This window comes from Streptomyces sp. NPDC021115, assembly GCF_044333065.1.
GTDB lineage: Bacteria > Actinomycetota > Actinomycetes > Streptomycetales > Streptomycetaceae > Streptomyces.
Genome location: NZ_JBIRQF010000009.1, coordinates 146,363 through 162,303, shown reverse-complemented (window position 1 = coordinate 162,303; position 15,941 = coordinate 146,363). Strand labels below are relative to the sequence as shown.

Here is a 15,941-nt window from a genome sequence, read left to right as displayed (position 1 = left end):
CGGCTGCTCCACCTACTCCGCGTTCAGGCTCATCGGGCCGTAGATCTTCGACCCGTCCTCGAAGAGCGTGACCTGTTCCGCCCCGCCCTCCAGGAGCGCCTTCCACTCCTCACCGATCCACGACTCGGCGTCCCCCTGGGTCGGGAACTCCTCGGGCTGCACCGCGGGCTCCGTCTCCGTCCCGTCGGACTTCTCGAACCGCCACGTCCAGGCCATGTTCGCCTCCTCCATCCCACCGGTCCACACGTGATGTCTGCCCGCAGCCTAGGCGACTGATCACTCCGTACGGCTCCGAACGGATCGGTACGCCTGCGCGGAGGGTGACCCGGCGCGCCCGGCCCACGCGGACGCGAGACGATCGGGGCGTGGAACTCACTCTTCTGGGCACCGGGGCCCCCGACGGGCTGCCGCGCCACGGCTGCCCCTGCGCGGCCTGCGCCACCGCCGTCGGCGACGAGGCGCGGGCGGCGACGGCACTCCTGATCGACGGCTCGCTGCTCCTCGACCTCACTCCTGGCGCCGCCTTCGCGGCGGCGCGGGCCGGGTACTCGCTGGTCGGGGTGCGGCAGGTGCTGCTGTCCCATCCGCACGCGGGCCCCGCCGTCGAGTTCCCGGCCGGGCTCCCGGCGCCGGGACGGGTGCCGGACGGCCGCGAGCTGTCCCTGATCAGCGGGCACCGGGTGCGGGCGATGGCGCTGGACTCGCCCGGTACGGGGTACGAGGTGACCGGACCCGACGGCACCCGGCTGCTGTACCTGCCGCCGGGCGGCGCCCCGTCCGGGCTGTCCGCCCCGCCCGACCCGTCCGAGCCGTACGCCATGGTGGTGCTCGACGTACTCGGCCGACCGGACGCGCTGGCCCGGCTCCGGGCGTCCGGCGCCGTGGGGGCCACCACCGATGTGGTGGCCGTCCACGTCGACCACACCGTGCCGCCCGGCGCCGAGCTGCACCGCCGCCTCGCCACGGCGGGCGCGCGGACCGTACCGGACGGCAAGACGCTGATCGTCGGCGAGTACCACGAGGTGCCGGACCTGCCGCGGCGCACGCTCGTGCTGGGCGGGGCGCGGTCCGGCAAGTCGCTCGAAGCGGAACGTCGGCTGGCCGCCTTCCCCGACGTGCTGTACGTCGCGACCGGCGGCACCCGGGACGGCGACCGGGAGTGGGCCGCCCGCATCGCCGCCCACCGCGACCGGCGGCCCGGCTCGTGGCGCACCGCCGAGACCTGCGACCTGGTGCCGCTGCTGGCGGAGGACGGCCCTCCGCTGCTGATCGACTGTCTGGCGCTGTGGCTCACCGACGCGATGGACGCGGTCGGCGCCTGGGACGACGAGAAGTGGACCCACGGCGGTGAACGCGCCCTCCACGAGCGGGTCGCGGCGCTCGTCGCGGCGGTGCGGGGGACGGGGCGGACGGTGGTGGCCGTCAGCAACGAGGTCGGCGCCGGGGTGGTCCCCGCGACCGCCGCGGGACGCCGCTTCCGGGACGAACTGGGGCGACTGAACGCGGGGTTCGCGGGCGAGTGCGAGCAGGTCCTGCTGGTGGTAGCGGGCCAACCCCTCCCCCTGCGCGGCTGAGCCCGGGGGGCCGGGAGCGGGCGCTCGGCGTCGATCCACAGGTCGCGGCGTCCCAACACCGCACGGCCGGTAGGGTTCGGGGCGTGAGCAGTGGCCTGAATCTCGATGACTTCGTGGACCTGATCGAGCGCCCCGACGGGGGCATCCGGCGTGACGCCGAGGAGCGGCGGGAGCGGCTGGTGCCGCCGCCCGGGTCGCTCGGGCGGCTGGACGAGCTGGGCGAGTGGCTGGCCGCCGCTCAGCAGCAGGTGCCGGTCAAGCCCGTCGAGCGCCCCCGGGTCGTGCTGTTCGCGGGCGACCACGGGGTCGCGGAACTCGGCGTCTCCGCGCGCCCCGCGGGAAGCGCCCACCGGCTCGTGCGCGCCGTGGTCGACGGCGAGAGCACCGTCGCCGTGCTCGCGCGCCGCTTCGGCGTGCCCGTCCGCGTGGTCGACATGGCGCTGGACTGCGACCCCGACGAGCTGCCCGGGGAGGTCGCCCGGCACCGGGTGCGCCGGGGTTCGGGGCGGCTGGACGTCGAGGACGCGCTGACGGCCGAGGAGGCCGAGGAGGCGTTCCGTACCGGGATGGCCATCGCCGACGAGGAAGCGGACGCGGGGACGGACCTCCTGGTGCTGGGCGACCTCAGCGTCGGCGGCACCACCGCCGCGGCCACGCTGACGGCCGCGCTGTGCGGTACGGACGCGTCCGTGGTGACCGGGCGCGGCGGGGCCGGGATCGACGACCTGGCGTGGATGCGCAAGTGCGCGGCGATCCGCGACGGGTTGCGCCGGGCCCGCCCGGTCCTCGGCGACCAGCTCCAGCTGCTGGCCACGGTCGGCGGCGCGGACCTCACCGCGATCACCGGCTTTCTGCTCCAGAGCGCGGTGCGCCGCACCCCGGTGATCCTGGACGGCGTCGTCTCGGCGGCCTGTGCCCTGGCCGCGCAGCGGGTGGCGTTCCGGGCGCCGGACTGGTGGCTGGCGGGTCAGGCCAGCGGCGAACCGGCGCAGGAGAAGGCGCTCGACCGGATCGCGCTCACCCCGCTGCTCGACCACGGGGTCACGGTGGGCGAGGGCGCGGGGGCGCTGCTGGCGCTGCCGCTGGTGCAGGCGGCCGCGGCGCTCGCGGGGGAACTGCCCGAGAAGGAAAACGACTGACGGACCGTCAGGATGGTTCGGAGAAGCCGCCGATCCAGTCCTGGAGTCGCCGCCGCACTCCGTTCCAGCGGGCGTCGTGGCGGTCGGCCCGGCGCCGGGCCCGGGCGCGCGTCCGGGGCCGGCGGCGGTAGACGCGGCGCGCCCACGGCGATCCGGGGCGCGCCAGCCGTACGGCGCCGATGAGCGCGACCAGCGGCACCAGCACCCCGATCACCGCGATCCGCAGCTTGCCCTTGAGCAGGGCCAGTACGGCGAAGGCGAAGTTGACGGAGACCTCAGCGACCACCGCGCCGCGGTCGCTGCGTTCGGCGGCCGACACCTCGTTCACCCCGAACGGCAGGAAGCCGCTGAGCACCAGGCCGACCAGGGCCGCGGTGACCACGACGACCTCGACGCTCTGCCGTCCCTGCTCGGTCCAGTAGACGTCGTGCAGGTGGAGGATCAGCGCGAACTCGTCCAGCACCAGCCCCGCACCGACGCCGAAGAGCACCGCCGAGATGGCCGCCCCCACCCCGTGCCGCGCGCTCGCGACCGCGCCGAAGCCGCCGATGACGGTCAGGATCACGCCGGGCACCACATGGTGCACATGCACCCCGCCGGAGGCGACGTCACGGAACGGGCCCTTGCCCGCCCTGATCAGCCGGGTGATGGTGCGCGCGACCACGAACGACAGGAGGAACGAGGCCAGCGCGAGGAGCAGCGGCAGCTTGCCGGGTTCGGCGATGTTGCGTTCCCACCAATGGCCCATGGCCCGTCAGGGTCGCGCGATACCCTGCGGCGCGATGGACACCACGCCGGAGCAGTCCCCCGACCGCCAGCCGGACCCGGACCCGGAGCAGCCGCCGGAACCGGACCCGGAGATACCGCCGCGCCCCGGCGCGGAGGTACCGCCGCGCCCCGCGCACCCGCCACGGGCCTCCCTCGACGACGGCCTCCGCTTCGCCTTCGGCACGCTCACGGCGCTGCCCGTACGGGTGGCGCGCTGGGATCGTGAGGCGGCGCGCGTCGGCATGCTGTGCGCCCTGCCGGTCGGGCTGACGGTCGGGCTGTGCGCGGCAGCGGTGGGCGGAGTGCTGCTGTTCCTCGGCGCCGGGCCGCTGCTCGCGGCGGTCGCCACCGCCGCAGTACCCGCCGTACTGACCCGCGGGCTGCATCTCGACGGGCTCGCGGACACCGCGGACGGCCTCGGCAGCGGCAAGCCATCGGACGACGCGCTGCGGATCATGAAGCGGTCGGACATCGGCCCGTTCGGCGTGATCACCCTGCTGTTCGTGCTGCTCGCGCAGGTGGCGGCGCTGGCCGAGCTGTACGGGGAGAGCTGGACGCGCGGCGCGGTGGCGGCGGCCGCGGCGGGGCTGGTCGCCCGGTGCGCCCTGACGCTCGCGGCCCGCCAGGGGATGCCCGCGGCCCGTCCGGAGGGGCTGGGCGCCGCGGTCGCGGGGGTGGTGCCGCCGCGGGCGGCCGTGGCCGCGGCCGCGCTGGCCGTCCTCGCGTGCGCGGGGGCGGGCGCGCTGGTCGATGTGTACGCCATGCCGGTCCACGGGCTGGCGGCGCTGGCCGGGCTCGCCGCCGCCGATCTGCTGTCGCGCCACTGCGTACGCCGCTTCGACGGCGTGACGGGTGACGTCTTCGGCGCCCTCGCCGAAACCGCGGCCACGGCGGCCCTGCTGGTGCTCACCTTCGGCTGACGGGCCCCCGGGGCGTGCCGCGCGGCGGAATAAGCTGGGCGCGCGGCTGACCATCCGGTGTCGGCCGGCGAACTACCGGAAGAGGGACCCGACCACTGTGACTGCACTGACTCTCAGCACCTCCTCCGCCGCGTCGCTGCGCGCGGATGCCGTTGTCGTCGGCGTGGCGAAGGGGGCCAAGGGCCCCGTCATCGCCCCGGGCGCCGAGACCGTGGACAAGGCGTTCGGGGGGAAGCTCGCCACCGTTCTGGAGACGCTCGGCGCGACCGGCGCCGAGGGTGAGGTGACCAAGCTGCCCGCCGCGTCCGGGCTCAAGGCCCCGGTCGTGCTGGCGGTCGGCCTGGGCGAGGCCCCGGCGAAGGGCGACGGGTTCGACGCCGAGGCGCTGCGCCGCGCCGCGGGCGCGGCCGCCCGGGCGCTGGCGGGGTCGAAGAAGGGCGCGTTCGCGCTGCCGGTCGAGGACGCGGCGGCCGCGGCCGCGGTCGCCGAGGGCGCGCTGCTCGGGGCGTACGCGTACGACAAGAACAACAGCGACGGCTCGAAGAACGGCAAGGACGCCAAGGACACCAAGGGCGACAAGGACAAGAAGAACAACGGTCCGCTCGCCGAGGTGGCCCTGCTCGGCGGCAAGCCGCGCGACAAGGCGTACAAGGCGGCGGCCGAGCGCGCCACGGCGCTGGCCGCCGAGGTCAACCGGGCCCGCGACCTGATCAACACCCCGTCCAACGTGCTCGACCCGGCCTCGTTCGCGGCGGCCGCGGTGACCGCGGCCAAGGAGCACGGGCTGAAGACGGAGGTGCTGGACGAGAAGGCCCTCACCAAGGGCGGGTACGGCGGCATCCTGGGCGTCGGCCAGGGTTCGGAGGCCCCGCCGCGGCTGGTGCGGATCGCGTACACCCACCCCAAGGCGGAGAAGACGCTCGCGCTGGTCGGCAAGGGCATCACCTACGACTCGGGCGGCATCTCGCTGAAGCCGGCCGGTCACAACGAGACCATGAAGTGCGACATGAGCGGCGCGGCCGCGGTGTTCGCCGCGGTGGTGGCGGCGGCCAAGCTCGGCCTGCGGGTCAATGTGACCGGCTGGCTGGCGCTGGCCGAGAACATGCCGTCGGGTTCGGCGACCCGTCCCGGCGACGTGCTGTCGATGTACAGCGGCAAGACGGTCGAGGTGCTGAACACCGACGCCGAGGGCCGCCTCGTCCTCGCCGACGCGCTGACCCGCGCGTGCGAGGAGAAGCCGGACGCGATCGTGGACGTGGCGACGCTGACCGGTGCCATGGTGCTGGCGCTGGGCAACCGCACGTTCGGGATCATGTCGAACGACGAGGCGTTCCGCACCGCGCTGCACGAGATCGCGGACGAGGTGGGCGAGGCGTCCTGGCCGATGCCGCTGCCCGCCGACCTCCGCAAGAGCATCGAGTCCCCGGTCGCCGACCTGGCGAACATGGGCGAGCGCATGGGCGGCGGCCTGGTGGCCGGTATCTTCCTGAAGGAGTTCGTCGAGGACGGCATCGCCTGGGGTCACCTGGACATCGCGGGTCCCGCCTTCAACGAATCCGGTCCGTTCGGCTACACGCCCAAGGGCGGCACGGGCTCCGCGGTCCGCACCCTCGTGCGGCTGGCGGAGCGCACCGCCGACGGGGATCTAGGCTGAACCGCAGACCCCTATACCGGGTACCGCCGGGTAACCCCGGATCCCAGCTGATCCGGGGGCCGGAGATATCTCACACAGCGGCCCCGCGTCCCGCCTCCCGTCAACAAGTGCGAAGATGTTGTCTCGGCAGGACAGGGCCCCCACACCAGGGCTGCGAGCAAGATGCGGCCGAACAACCGCCGCCGCCCGGCCACCCACGGCCGGCCCGGCGCACCCATGCATGGAGGACGTGACGTGGCGAACGACGCCAGCACCGTTTTCGACCTAGTGATCCTCGGAGGCGGTAGCGGCGGTTACGCCGCTGCCCTGCGCGGAGCGCAGCTGGGTCTGGACGTCGCCCTGATCGAGAAGGACAAGCTGGGCGGCACCTGTCTGCACCGCGGCTGCATCCCGACGAAGGCTCTGCTGCACGCCGGTGAGCTCGCCGACCAGGCTCGTGAGGGCTCGGAATTCGGCGTGAAGACCACCTTCGAGGGCATCGACATCGATGGTGTGCACAAGTACAAGGACGGCGTGGTCTCGGGCCTGTACAAGGGGCTCCAGGGTCTGATCGCCTCCCGCAAGGTCACCTATGTGACGGGCGAGGGCCGGCTGTCCTCCCCGACCTCCGTCGATGTGAACGGCGAGCGCTACACCGGCCGCCACATCCTGCTCGCCACCGGTTCGGTGCCGAAGTCCCTGCCCGGCCTGGAGATCGACGGCGAGCGCGTCATCTCCTCGGACCACGCGCTGGTGCTGGACCGGGTTCCGAAGTCCGCGATCGTGCTGGGCGGCGGCGTCATCGGCGTCGAGTTCGCCTCCGCGTGGAAGTCCTTCGGGGCCGACGTCACCATCGTCGAGGCGCTTCCCCACCTCGTCCCGGTCGAGGACGAGAACAGCTCCAAGCTGCTGGAGCGCGCCTTCCGCAAGCGCGGCATCAACTTCTCCCTCGGCTCCCGCTTCTCGGGCGTCGAGAACACCGCCGACGGTGTCAAGGTCTCGCTGGAGAACGGCAAGACCTTCGAGGCCGAGGTGCTGCTCGTGGCCGTCGGCCGCGGCCCGGTCTCGCAGGGCCTCGGCTACGAGGAGGCCGGGGTCGCCATGGACCGCGGCTACGTCCTGGTCGACGAGTACATGCAGACCAACGTCGAGACCATCTCGGCCGTGGGCGACCTGGTCCCCACGCTCCAGCTCGCCCACGTCGGCTTCGCCGAGGGCATGCTGGTGGCCGAGCGTCTCGCCGGCCAGAACCCCGTTCCGGTCGACTACGACGGCGTGCCCCGGGTGACGTACTGCCACCCCGAGGTCGCCTCCGTCGGCATCACCGAGGCCAAGGCCAAGGAGCTGTACGGTGCGGACAAGGTCGTCGCCCTGAAGTACAACCTCGCGGGCAACGGCAAGAGCAAGATCCTCAAGACCACGGGCGAGATCAAGCTCGTCCAGGTCCGCGACGGTGCTGTCGTCGGCGTCCACATGGTCGGTGACCGCATGGGCGAGCAGGTCGGCGAGGCTCAGCTGATCTACAACTGGGAGGCGCTGCCCGCCGAGGTCGCGCAGCTCGTCCACGCCCACCCCACCCAGAACGAGGCGCTCGGCGAGGCCCACCTGGCGCTTGCCGGCAAGCCGCTGCACTCCCACGACTAGTAGTCCGAGCGCGCACCCCATTCCGTACAGATCGTTAAGGAGCACCCGAACACCATGGCGGTATCCGTAACCCTGCCGGCGCTCGGCGAGAGCGTGACCGAGGGCACCGTCACCCGCTGGCTCAAGGCCGAAGGTGAGCGCGTCGAGGCCGACGAGCCGCTGCTCGAGGTCTCGACCGACAAGGTCGACACCGAGATCCCGGCGCCCAGCGCCGGTGTGCTGACGTCCATCAAGGTGGCCGAGGACGAGACGGTCGAGGTCGGCGCCGAGCTGGCCGTCATCGACGACGGCGGCGCTGCCCCGGCCGAGGCCCCCGCCCCGGCCGCCGAGCCCGCTCCGGCGTCCCAGCCCGAGCCCGAGCCCGCTCCGGCCCCCGCCGCCGAGGCCCCGGCCCCGGCGGCCGCCCCGGCCGGTGGCGCCGAGGGCACCGACGTCGTCCTGCCCGCGCTGGGCGAGTCGGTGACCGAGGGCACCGTGACCCGTTGGCTGAAGGAGGTCGGTGAGTCGGTCGAGGCCGACGAGCCGCTGCTCGAGGTCTCCACCGACAAGGTCGACACCGAGATCCCGGCCCCGGCCGCGGGCACTCTGCTGGAGATCCTGGTCGGCGAGGACGAGACCGCCGAGGTCGGCGCCAAGCTCGCCGTGATCGGCGCCGCCGGTGCCGCTCCGGCCGCCGCGCCCGCCGAGGCCCCGGCCGCCCCCGCCCCGGCCCCCGAGCCGGTCAAGGAGGAGGCCCCGGCCCCCGCCCCGGCTCCGGAGCCCGCTCCGGCCCCGGCACCCGCCCCGGCCGCTCCGGCCCCGGCTCCGGCCGCCAAGGCCCCGTCGATCCCGGCTCCGTCCTCTCCCGAGGCCGAGGGCGCGTACGTGACCCCGCTGGTGCGCAAGCTCGCCGCGGAGAACGGCGTGGACCTGGGCACCGTCAAGGGCACCGGCGTCGGCGGCCGCATCCGCAAGCAGGACGTCATCGCCGCCGCCGAGGCCGCCAAGGCCGCGGCCCAGGCCCAGGCGCCGGCTCCGGCCGCCGCCGCGGCGCCGAAGGCCGCCAAGCAGGAGGTCTCCCCGCTGCGCGGCCAGACCATCAAGATGCCGCGGATGCGCAAGGTCATCGGCGACAACATGATGAAGGCCCTGCACGGCCAGGCCCAGCTGACCAGCGTGGTCGAGGTGGACGTCACCAAGGTCATGCGGCTGCGCGCCCAGGCCAAGGAGTCGTTCGCGCAGCGTGAGGGCGTCAAGCTCTCGCCGATGCCGTTCTTCGTGAAGGCCGCCGTCCAGGCGCTGAAGGCCCACCCGGCCGTCAACGCCCGGATCAACGACGACGACACGATCACGTACTTCGACGTGGAGAACGTCGGCATCGCGGTGGACGCCGAGAAGGGCCTGATGACCCCGGTCATCAAGGGCGCCGGTGACCTCAACATCGCCGGTATCTCCAAGAAGACGGCGGAGCTGGCGGGCAAGGTCCGCTCCAGCAAGATCAGCCCGGACGACATGTCCGGCGCCACCTTCACGATCAGCAACACCGGCTCGCGCGGTGCGCTGTTCGACACGGTCATCGTGCCCCCGAACCAGGTCGCCATCCTGGGCATCGGCGCGACCGTCAAGCGTCCGGTGGTCATCAACCACCCGGACCTGGGCGAGACCATCGCGGTGCGCGACATGACGTACCTGGCGCTCTCCTACGACCACCGCCTGGTGGACGGTGCCGACGCGGCCCGCTACCTGACCGCGGTCAAGGAGATCCTGGAGGCCGGCGAGTTCGAGGTCGAGCTGGGTCTCTGAGCCCCCTGTGGCAGACGGCCGCGCCCCGCACGGGCTTCCGTGCGGGGCGCGGCCCTTTGTCGTCCGGCCCCCCGCCGTGTCTTTCCCGCTCGGGACCGCGATGCTTCCGCTGCCTGGATAATGACTTCCGTTCACCTCTGGTTCCGAAGGAGCGCTCCCTATGATCCCGCCCGTCGTCCACTCGCTGCGCGAACAGATCCGCGAGCACATCGTGGAGGGGATCGTCAGCGGGCGGTGGAAGCCGGGCGAGCGGATCGTGGAGCGCCGTATCGCCACCGAGCTGGAGGTGAGCCAGACGCCCGTACGGGAGGCGCTGCGCGAGCTGGAGACGCTGCGGCTGATCGAATCCGCGCCGAACAAGGGCGTCCGGGTGCGGAACCTGACCGCGGCCGATCTGGAGGAGATCTATCCGGTGCGGGCCGGTCTGGAGCAGATCGCCGCCGAGCTGGCGGCGCCCCGGCTGGCCGAGGACACCTCGGCGCTGGAGCCCGAGGTGCGGGCGCTGTACGAGGCGGACCGCCGCGCCGACGGGGAGGCCCAGGTGCGGCACACCGTGGCCTTCCACCGGGAGCTGGTGCGGGCGTCGGGCAACAGCGTGCTGCTGCACACCTGGGAGTCGCTGGGCATCGAGATCTGGACGACGCTGTCGATCCGCTGGCTGGGCACCGTGCAGCAGTCGTACGCCGAGGAGCACCAGGCGGTCGTGGACGCGTTCCGGCGACGGGACCCACAGGTGGGCGAACTGGTCAAAGCGCATGTTCTCGGATGTGCACCGCGTGCCTGATTTCAAGGCACGGAATGCCAATTTCGCCGTACGGACAAGTTTTTCGCTTCATCTACTTTGATCGATCATCGATCAGAACTTACAGTCGATCGCATGACCGATCTCGCAAGCACGCAGCCGAGTGCGCTCGACCAGTTCCCCGACCGGGACCCCGAGGAGACCGCCGAGTGGGGCGCCTCGCTCGCGGCCGTCACCCAGGCCGCCGGGCCGCATCGCGCCTCGTACCTGATGCGCCGCACCCTGGAGCGCGCCGAGGGCGCCGGGCTTTCGCTGCCGCCGCTGCTGGAGTCGGACTACGTCAACACCATCCCGACCGCCGCGGAGCCCGCGTTCCCCGGTGACGAGGAGATGGAGCGCCGGATCACCGCCTGGAACCGGTGGAACGCGGCGGCGATGGTCACCCGCGGCAGCACGGACGGCCTCGGCGGCCACATCGCCACCTTCGCCTCCGCCGCCTGGCTCTACGAGACGGGCTTCCAGCACTTCTTCCGCGGCAAGGAGGCGGACGGCAGCGGCGACCAGCTCTACATCCAGGGCCACGCCTCCCCCGGCATCTACGCCCGCGCCTTCCTCGACGGCCGGCTGACCGAAGCGCACCTGGACAACTTCCGCCGCGAGGCGGGCGGCGACGGACTGCCCTCGTATCCGCATCCGCGCCGGATGCCGTGGCTGTGGGAGTTCCCCACCGTCTCGATGGGCCTCGGCCCGATCTCCGCGATCTACCAGGCCCGCTTCAACCGCTACCTCGCGGCCCGCGGCATCAAGGACACCGCCGGCTCCCACGTATGGGCCTTCCTCGGCGACGGCGAGATGGACGAGCCTGAGTCGACCGCCGCCCTCGCCCTCGCCGGGCGCGAGGGGCTGGACAACCTCACGTTCGTCATCAACTGCAACCTCCAGCGCCTCGACGGCCCGGTGCGCGCCAACTTCAAGATCGTGCAGGAGCTGGAGGCCCAGTTCCGCGCCGCCGGGTGGAACGTCGTCAAGTCGCTGTGGGGCTCCGCCTGGGACGAGCTGTTCGCGCTGGACACCTCCGGTGCGCTGGCCCGCCGGCTGCGCGAGGTGCCGGACGGCCAGTTCCAGACGTACGCGACCCGCGAGGCCGCTTACATCCGCGAGCACTTCTTCGGCTCCGACCCGGCCCTCGCCGAGCTGGCCAAGTCGCTGTCCGACGCCAAGCTGGCCGAGTGTTTCCACACCTCCCGCGCGGGCCACGAGCCCCGCAAGGTGTACGCGGCCTACCGCGCGGCCGTCGAGCACAAGGGCGCCCCGACCGTCGTCCTCGCCCAGACGGTCAAGGGCTACACGCTCGGCCCGACCTTCGAGTCGCGCAACGCGAACCACCAGATGAAGAAGCTGACCGGCAAGGAGTTCCGCGCCATGCGCGACCTCCTGGAGCTGCCCATCCCGGACAGCAAGCTGGACGAGTCGCTGGTCCCCTACGTCCACCCCGGCAAGGACTCCCCCGAGTTCCGCTACCTCCAGGAGCGCCGCGCCGAGCTCGGCGGCCCCGCCCCGGCCCGCAAGGTCCACGCCGTGGCCCTGCCCGAGCCCTCGGCCAAGCCGTTCGAGACCCTGGCCAAGGGCTCCGGCAGCCAGGAGATCGCCACGACCATGGCGTTCGTGCGCCTGGTCAAGGACCTGATGCGGGACAAGGAGACCGGCCGCCGCTGGGTGCCGATCGTGCCCGACGAGGCCCGTACGTTCGGCATGGAGTCGCTGTTCCCGACCGCCGGGATCTACTCCCCGCTCGGCCAGACCTACGACCCGGTCGACCGCGATCAGCTCCTGTACTACAAGGAGGCCGAGAACGGTCAGATCCTCAACGAGGGGATCACCGAGGCCGGTTCGATGGCCGACTTCACCGCCGCCGCCACGTCGTACGCGACGCACGGCGAGCCGATGATCCCCTTCTACATCTTCTACTCGATGTTCGGCTGGCAGCGCACCGCCGACCAGATGTGGGCGCTCGGCGACCAGCTCGGCCGCGGCTTCCTGATCGGCGCCACCGCGGGCCGCACCACCATGACCGGTGAGGGCCTCCAGCACGCGGACGGCCACTCGCACCTGATCGCCTCCACCAACCCGGCGGCGCTCGCCTACGACCCGGCGTTCGCGTACGAGGTCGGCGTGATCGTGCGGGACGGGCTGCGGCGGATGTACGGCCCGCAGGCCGAGGACGTCTTCTACTACCTCACGGTCTACAACGAGACCAAGGTGCAGCCGCCGATGCCGCAGCGCGAAGGCGTCGAGGAAGGCATCGTCAAGGGCCTGTACCGCTTCCAGGAGGCCGAGGCGCCCGCCGCCGACGCCCCCCGTATCCAGCTCCTCGCCTCCGGCACCGCCATCCACTGGGTGCTGGAGGCCCAGAAACTGCTCGCCGACGACTGGGGCGTGGCCGCCGACGTGTGGTCCGCCACCTCCTGGAGCGAGCTGCGCCGCGATGCCCTGTCCTGTGACGCGGCGCAGCTCAACGGCGAAGACCGGGTCCCGTACGTCACCCGTGCCCTGGCAGGCGCACCGGGCCCGGTCCTCGCTGTCAGCGACTGGATGCGGGCGGTCCCGGACCAGATCAGCCAGTGGGTCGAGCAGGACTGGTACTCGCTCGGCACCGACGGCTTCGGTCTGTCCGACACCCGCGAGGCGGCCCGCCGCCACTTCGGCGTGGACGTGCCGTCCATCGTGGTCACCGCGCTGGCCCGGCTCGCCAAGCAGGGCCTGGTCAAGGCCACGGCCCCGAAGGAAGCCGCCGAGCGCTACGGCATCTGAGCGCCTGAGCGCCCAGGGCGCCCCGAGCACCTGAGCGCTCGGGGCGCGCCGTCGCCCCGGCCCACCCGGCTCCCGCCCCTCCTCGCAGCCTCCGAACTGCGGGAAGGGGCGGGCTGGTGCGTATACCCCCCGGCGCCGCCCCGCGGCGCGGCATGATGGGGCGGTGCGTGCCGCCCGGCTGATCAAGATGGTGCTTCTCCTCCAGGCCCGGCCCTCGATGACGGGGGCCGAGCTGGCGCGTGAGCTGGAGGTCTCGGAGCGCACGGTGACGCGTGACGCCGCCGCGCTCTCCGAGGCCGGGGTCCCGGTGTACGCGGACCGCGGCCGGGCCGGTGGCTACCGGCTCATCGGCGGCTACCGCACCCGGCTGACCGGCCTCGGCCGCACCGAGGCCGAGGCGCTGTTCCTGTCCGGCGTGCCGTCCGCGCTGCGCGAGATGGGGCTCGCCGACGCCGCCTCCGCGGCCCGGCTGAAGGTCTCCGCCGCGCTCCTCCCCGAGCTGCGCGACGCCTCCCACACCGTGGCCCAGCGCTTCCACCTCGACGCTCCCGGATGGTGGCAGGAGCCCCAGACGCCCGCGCTGCTGCCGGACGTCGCCGACGCGGTGTGGGACGACCGGCGGCTCGCGGTCCGCTACCGCCGCCGGGACACGGAGGTGGACCGCGAGCTGGAGCCGTACGGGCTCGTCCTCAAGGCGGGCGTCTGGTACCTGGCGGCCCGCGTCCGTGCCTCCGGGGGCTCCCAGGCCGACTTCCGGGTCTACCGGGTGGACCGTCTCGCCGCGGTCGGGCCCGTGCCCGGGGAGGACCGTTTCCGGCGCGACGAAACGTTTGACCTGCCCGCCTTCTGGGACGAGCGGGCGGCCCAGTTCGCCCGCGCGATCCTCCGCGAGAAGATCACCGTGCGCCTCACCCCCGAGGGCGCCCGCGGCCTGCCGTACGCCACGGACCGCACTGCGGGCGAGGAGGCCGTACGGTCCGCCGGGGAGCCCGACGGGGAGGGGCGGATCACGGTGACCCTGCCGGTGGAGTCCGCCGAGGTCGCGTACGCCCAGCTGCTGTCCCTGGGCCCGGAGGCGGAGGTGCTGTCGCCGCCGGAGCTGCGGGAGCGGTTCGCGGTGGCCGCACGGCGCATGGCGGAGCGCTACGCCTAGCTACCGGTAGTCCGCGACGGTGCCCTCCTTGCCGCCGAAGACGACGTCACGGAAGTAGCCGGGCATGTCCGGCCGGGAGCCGTCGAGGTCGGTGAAGCCGTAGACCTTGGCGAGGTCGCCGCTGAAGACGGACTTCCCGTTCCAGCGCGCCCGTTCCGGGTCGGCGGCGAGCGCGGCGACCGCCCGCCCGACGAAGTGCGGGGTCTCGGCGATGGCGAAGTGCGGCTCCTTCTCCAGCGCGTCCCGCCAGTTCTCCTCGGTCACCCCGAAGTGGTCCAGCATCTGCTCGGAGCGCAGGAAGCCCGGAGAGACGCACACCGCCGTGCCGTCGTACTCCTTCAGCTCCTCGGCGAGCCCGAAGGCGGTGCGGATGGGGGCGTTCTTGGTGAGGTCGTAGAAGAGGTTCTCCCGGTAGGTCTTGTTGAACTCCTCGTTGCCGTCGGTCACCTCGATCACCAGGCCGCCCGGGTTCCGGACCAGCAGCGGCAGCGCGTAGTAGAGGGTGATCAGATGGGTCTCGACGCCGAGCCGGAGCATCCGCAGACCCCCGTCCAGGTCGTTCTCCCAGGTCTTCCCGCCGAACACGAGCAGGTGTTCGCCGCCCCAGACGTCGTTGACCAGGACGTCCAGCCGCCCCTGCTCACGGTCGACGCGCTCGATGAGCGCCCGCACCTGCTCCCGCTCCAGGTGATCGGTGGGCACCGCGATGCCCGTGCCGCCCGCCGCCGTGATCAGTTCCGCGGTCTCCTCGATGGTCTCCGTCGGCCGCCCGACCTCGCTGACCCGGTCCCGGGTGGTGCGGCCCGTCGCGTAGACGGTGGCGCCCGCCGCGCCCAGCTCGACCGCCATCGCCCGGCCAGCGCCGCGCGTCGCGCCCGCGACGAGGGCGATCGTGCCCGCCAGTGGCCTCTGTGTGCTCATGTGTGTGTCCCCTCACTGTGTCATTCGGCTGGAGACAGCGACCCTGACAGCGAATCCCGCCACCTTCTGTCGTCTTTGGGAAGCGGGCTTCAGGAGCGGCCCCGAGGGGCCGCTCCGCGTGCGCGCGGGCACATGGGGACAGATCCTGGTCCCGTGATGGTGACTCCTCCCCCTCCCAATGAAGGGGGCTTCTCACTCGGCCGCCGAGGCGACCTCATGACGGCCAAGCCCTGACCGGCACCAGAAGGCGCAACACAGAGTGTAACGGTTCGATCACGCTAGGCGATAATTGGGCCGTGGTTCCCCTGCGAAGGAGGGTGAATGGACGAGACGGAGTTCTGGGGGCTGGTCGACGGCGCTCGGGAGGCCGCCGACGGCGACCCCGAGGACCAGTCCGACCTGCTCGTCGAGCAGTTGTCACAGCTCGACCCGGACTCCGTGCTGGACTTCGCCCGGCACTTCGAGGCCCGCGCGAACCGGGCCTACCGCTGGGATCTGTGGGGCGCCGCCTCGGTACTGCTGGGCGGCGTCGGGGACGAGGACTTCGAGGCGTTCCGCTACTGGCTGATCGGCCAGGGCCGGGACGTCTTCGAGGGCGCGCTGCACGACCCGGACACCCTCGCCGAACTGCTGGAGGACTTCGACGAGCAGGTGGACGGCGACTGCGAGGACCTGGGGTTCGCGGCGGACGAGGCGTACGAGCAGCTCACCGGCGCGGTGCTGCCGGAGCTGGGGCTTCCGGCGCGGGCGGACGAGCCGATCGGCGCGACGGTCGACATCGAGGACGACGCGGCGCTGGCGGAGCGGTACCCCCGGCTCTGGCAGCGCTTCCGCGGCTGATCCGGCCGCGGGGT

At 72.8% G+C, this 15,941-nt stretch carries 13 protein-coding genes; 10 read left to right on the top strand and 3 right to left on the bottom strand.

Annotated elements, in window-relative coordinates:
• Window positions 1-12: 12 nt before the first annotated feature.
• Complete coding sequence (locus ACH4TL_RS26695) at window positions 13-216, bottom strand: hypothetical protein (protein ID WP_398320262.1); 204 nt, start codon at window positions 214-216, stop codon at window positions 13-15.
• 149 nt (window positions 217-365) lie between these two features.
• On the opposite strand from ACH4TL_RS26695, the gene ACH4TL_RS26690 reads away from it, so the two are divergent.
• Window positions 366-1,574, top strand: a complete 1,209-nt coding sequence (locus ACH4TL_RS26690; RefSeq protein ID WP_398320265.1) for a bifunctional adenosylcobinamide kinase/adenosylcobinamide-phosphate guanylyltransferase — start codon at window positions 366-368, stop codon at window positions 1,572-1,574.
• 95 nt (window positions 1,575-1,669) lie between these two features.
• A complete protein-coding gene (gene cobT, locus ACH4TL_RS26685; RefSeq protein WP_398320681.1) occupies window positions 1,670-2,713 on the top strand; it encodes a nicotinate-nucleotide--dimethylbenzimidazole phosphoribosyltransferase in 1,044 nt (347 codons plus the stop codon).
• A 7-nt stretch (window positions 2,714-2,720) separates the two neighbouring features.
• Here the strand turns inward: cobT and ACH4TL_RS26680 are convergent, their stop codons facing one another.
• On the bottom strand, window positions 2,721-3,461 hold the full coding sequence (locus tag ACH4TL_RS26680) for a hypothetical protein (RefSeq protein WP_398320268.1): 741 nt from the start codon (window positions 3,459-3,461) through the stop codon (window positions 2,721-2,723).
• A gap of 34 nt (window positions 3,462-3,495) precedes the next feature.
• Here ACH4TL_RS26680 and ACH4TL_RS26675 point away from each other — a divergent pair, with 34 nt between their 5' ends.
• The 7 genes from ACH4TL_RS26675 to ACH4TL_RS26645 all read left to right on the top strand — a co-directional run bounded on the left by ACH4TL_RS26675 (window position 3,496) and on the right by ACH4TL_RS26645 (window position 14,166).
• The gene (locus ACH4TL_RS26675) at window positions 3,496-4,401 is read left to right on the top strand and encodes an adenosylcobinamide-GDP ribazoletransferase (protein WP_398320271.1); all 906 of its coding nucleotides are present in this window, start codon (window positions 3,496-3,498) and stop codon (window positions 4,399-4,401) included.
• Window positions 4,402-4,498: 97 nt separating this feature from the next.
• Window positions 4,499-6,055 (top strand): leucyl aminopeptidase, encoded by a 1,557-nt coding sequence (locus tag ACH4TL_RS26670; protein ID WP_398320274.1) that lies wholly within the window; start codon window positions 4,499-4,501, stop codon window positions 6,053-6,055.
• Window positions 6,056-6,289: 234 nt separating this feature from the next.
• A complete protein-coding gene (gene lpdA / locus ACH4TL_RS26665) occupies window positions 6,290-7,678 on the top strand; it encodes a dihydrolipoyl dehydrogenase (RefSeq protein WP_398320277.1) in 1,389 nt (462 codons plus the stop codon).
• Window positions 7,679-7,732: 54 nt separating this feature from the next.
• Window positions 7,733-9,460: a 2-oxoglutarate dehydrogenase, E2 component, dihydrolipoamide succinyltransferase gene (sucB, locus tag ACH4TL_RS26660; RefSeq protein WP_398320279.1), complete on the top strand. Its 1,728-nt coding sequence runs from the start codon at window positions 7,733-7,735 to the stop codon at window positions 9,458-9,460.
• A 160-nt stretch (window positions 9,461-9,620) separates the two neighbouring features.
• The gene (locus ACH4TL_RS26655) at window positions 9,621-10,244 is read left to right on the top strand and encodes a GntR family transcriptional regulator (RefSeq protein ID WP_398320282.1); all 624 of its coding nucleotides are present in this window, start codon (window positions 9,621-9,623) and stop codon (window positions 10,242-10,244) included.
• A 93-nt stretch (window positions 10,245-10,337) separates the two neighbouring features.
• The gene (gene aceE / locus ACH4TL_RS26650) at window positions 10,338-13,013 is read left to right on the top strand and encodes a pyruvate dehydrogenase (acetyl-transferring), homodimeric type (protein WP_398320285.1); all 2,676 of its coding nucleotides are present in this window, start codon (window positions 10,338-10,340) and stop codon (window positions 13,011-13,013) included.
• A 163-nt stretch (window positions 13,014-13,176) separates the two neighbouring features.
• The gene (locus ACH4TL_RS26645) at window positions 13,177-14,166 is read left to right on the top strand and encodes a helix-turn-helix transcriptional regulator (protein WP_398320288.1); all 990 of its coding nucleotides are present in this window, start codon (window positions 13,177-13,179) and stop codon (window positions 14,164-14,166) included.
• On the opposite strand, the gene ACH4TL_RS26640 is transcribed toward ACH4TL_RS26645, so the two are convergent.
• Entirely contained in the window at window positions 14,167-15,087 is a 921-nt protein-coding gene (locus tag ACH4TL_RS26640) for an SDR family oxidoreductase (protein WP_398320291.1), read from the bottom strand.
• Between the two features lie 321 nt (window positions 15,088-15,408).
• On the opposite strand from ACH4TL_RS26640, the gene ACH4TL_RS26635 reads away from it, so the two are divergent.
• A complete protein-coding gene (locus ACH4TL_RS26635; RefSeq protein ID WP_398320294.1) occupies window positions 15,409-15,927 on the top strand; it encodes a DUF4240 domain-containing protein in 519 nt (172 codons plus the stop codon).
• The last annotated feature ends 14 nt before the right edge of the window (window positions 15,928-15,941 follow it).

What these genes read in the sequence shown, in the direction of transcription:
- ACH4TL_RS26680 (WP_398320268.1), bottom strand. Translation starts at nt 3,461, where the DNA reads ATGGGCCATTGGTGGGAACGCAACATCGCCGAACCCGGCAAGCTGCCG.
- ACH4TL_RS26635 (WP_398320294.1), top strand. Translation starts at nt 15,409, where the DNA reads ATGGACGAGACGGAGTTCTGGGGGCTGGTCGACGGCGCTCGGGAGGCC.
- sucB (WP_398320279.1), top strand. Translation starts at nt 7,733, where the DNA reads ATGGCGGTATCCGTAACCCTGCCGGCGCTCGGCGAGAGCGTGACCGAG.
- ACH4TL_RS26640 (WP_398320291.1), bottom strand. Translation starts at nt 15,087, where the DNA reads ATGAGCACACAGAGGCCACTGGCGGGCACGATCGCCCTCGTCGCGGGC.
- ACH4TL_RS26695 (WP_398320262.1), bottom strand. Translation starts at nt 216, where the DNA reads ATGGCCTGGACGTGGCGGTTCGAGAAGTCCGACGGGACGGAGACGGAG.
- ACH4TL_RS26675 (WP_398320271.1), top strand. Translation starts at nt 3,496, where the DNA reads ATGGACACCACGCCGGAGCAGTCCCCCGACCGCCAGCCGGACCCGGAC.
- ACH4TL_RS26655 (WP_398320282.1), top strand. Translation starts at nt 9,621, where the DNA reads ATGATCCCGCCCGTCGTCCACTCGCTGCGCGAACAGATCCGCGAGCAC.
- aceE (WP_398320285.1), top strand. Translation starts at nt 10,338, where the DNA reads ATGACCGATCTCGCAAGCACGCAGCCGAGTGCGCTCGACCAGTTCCCC.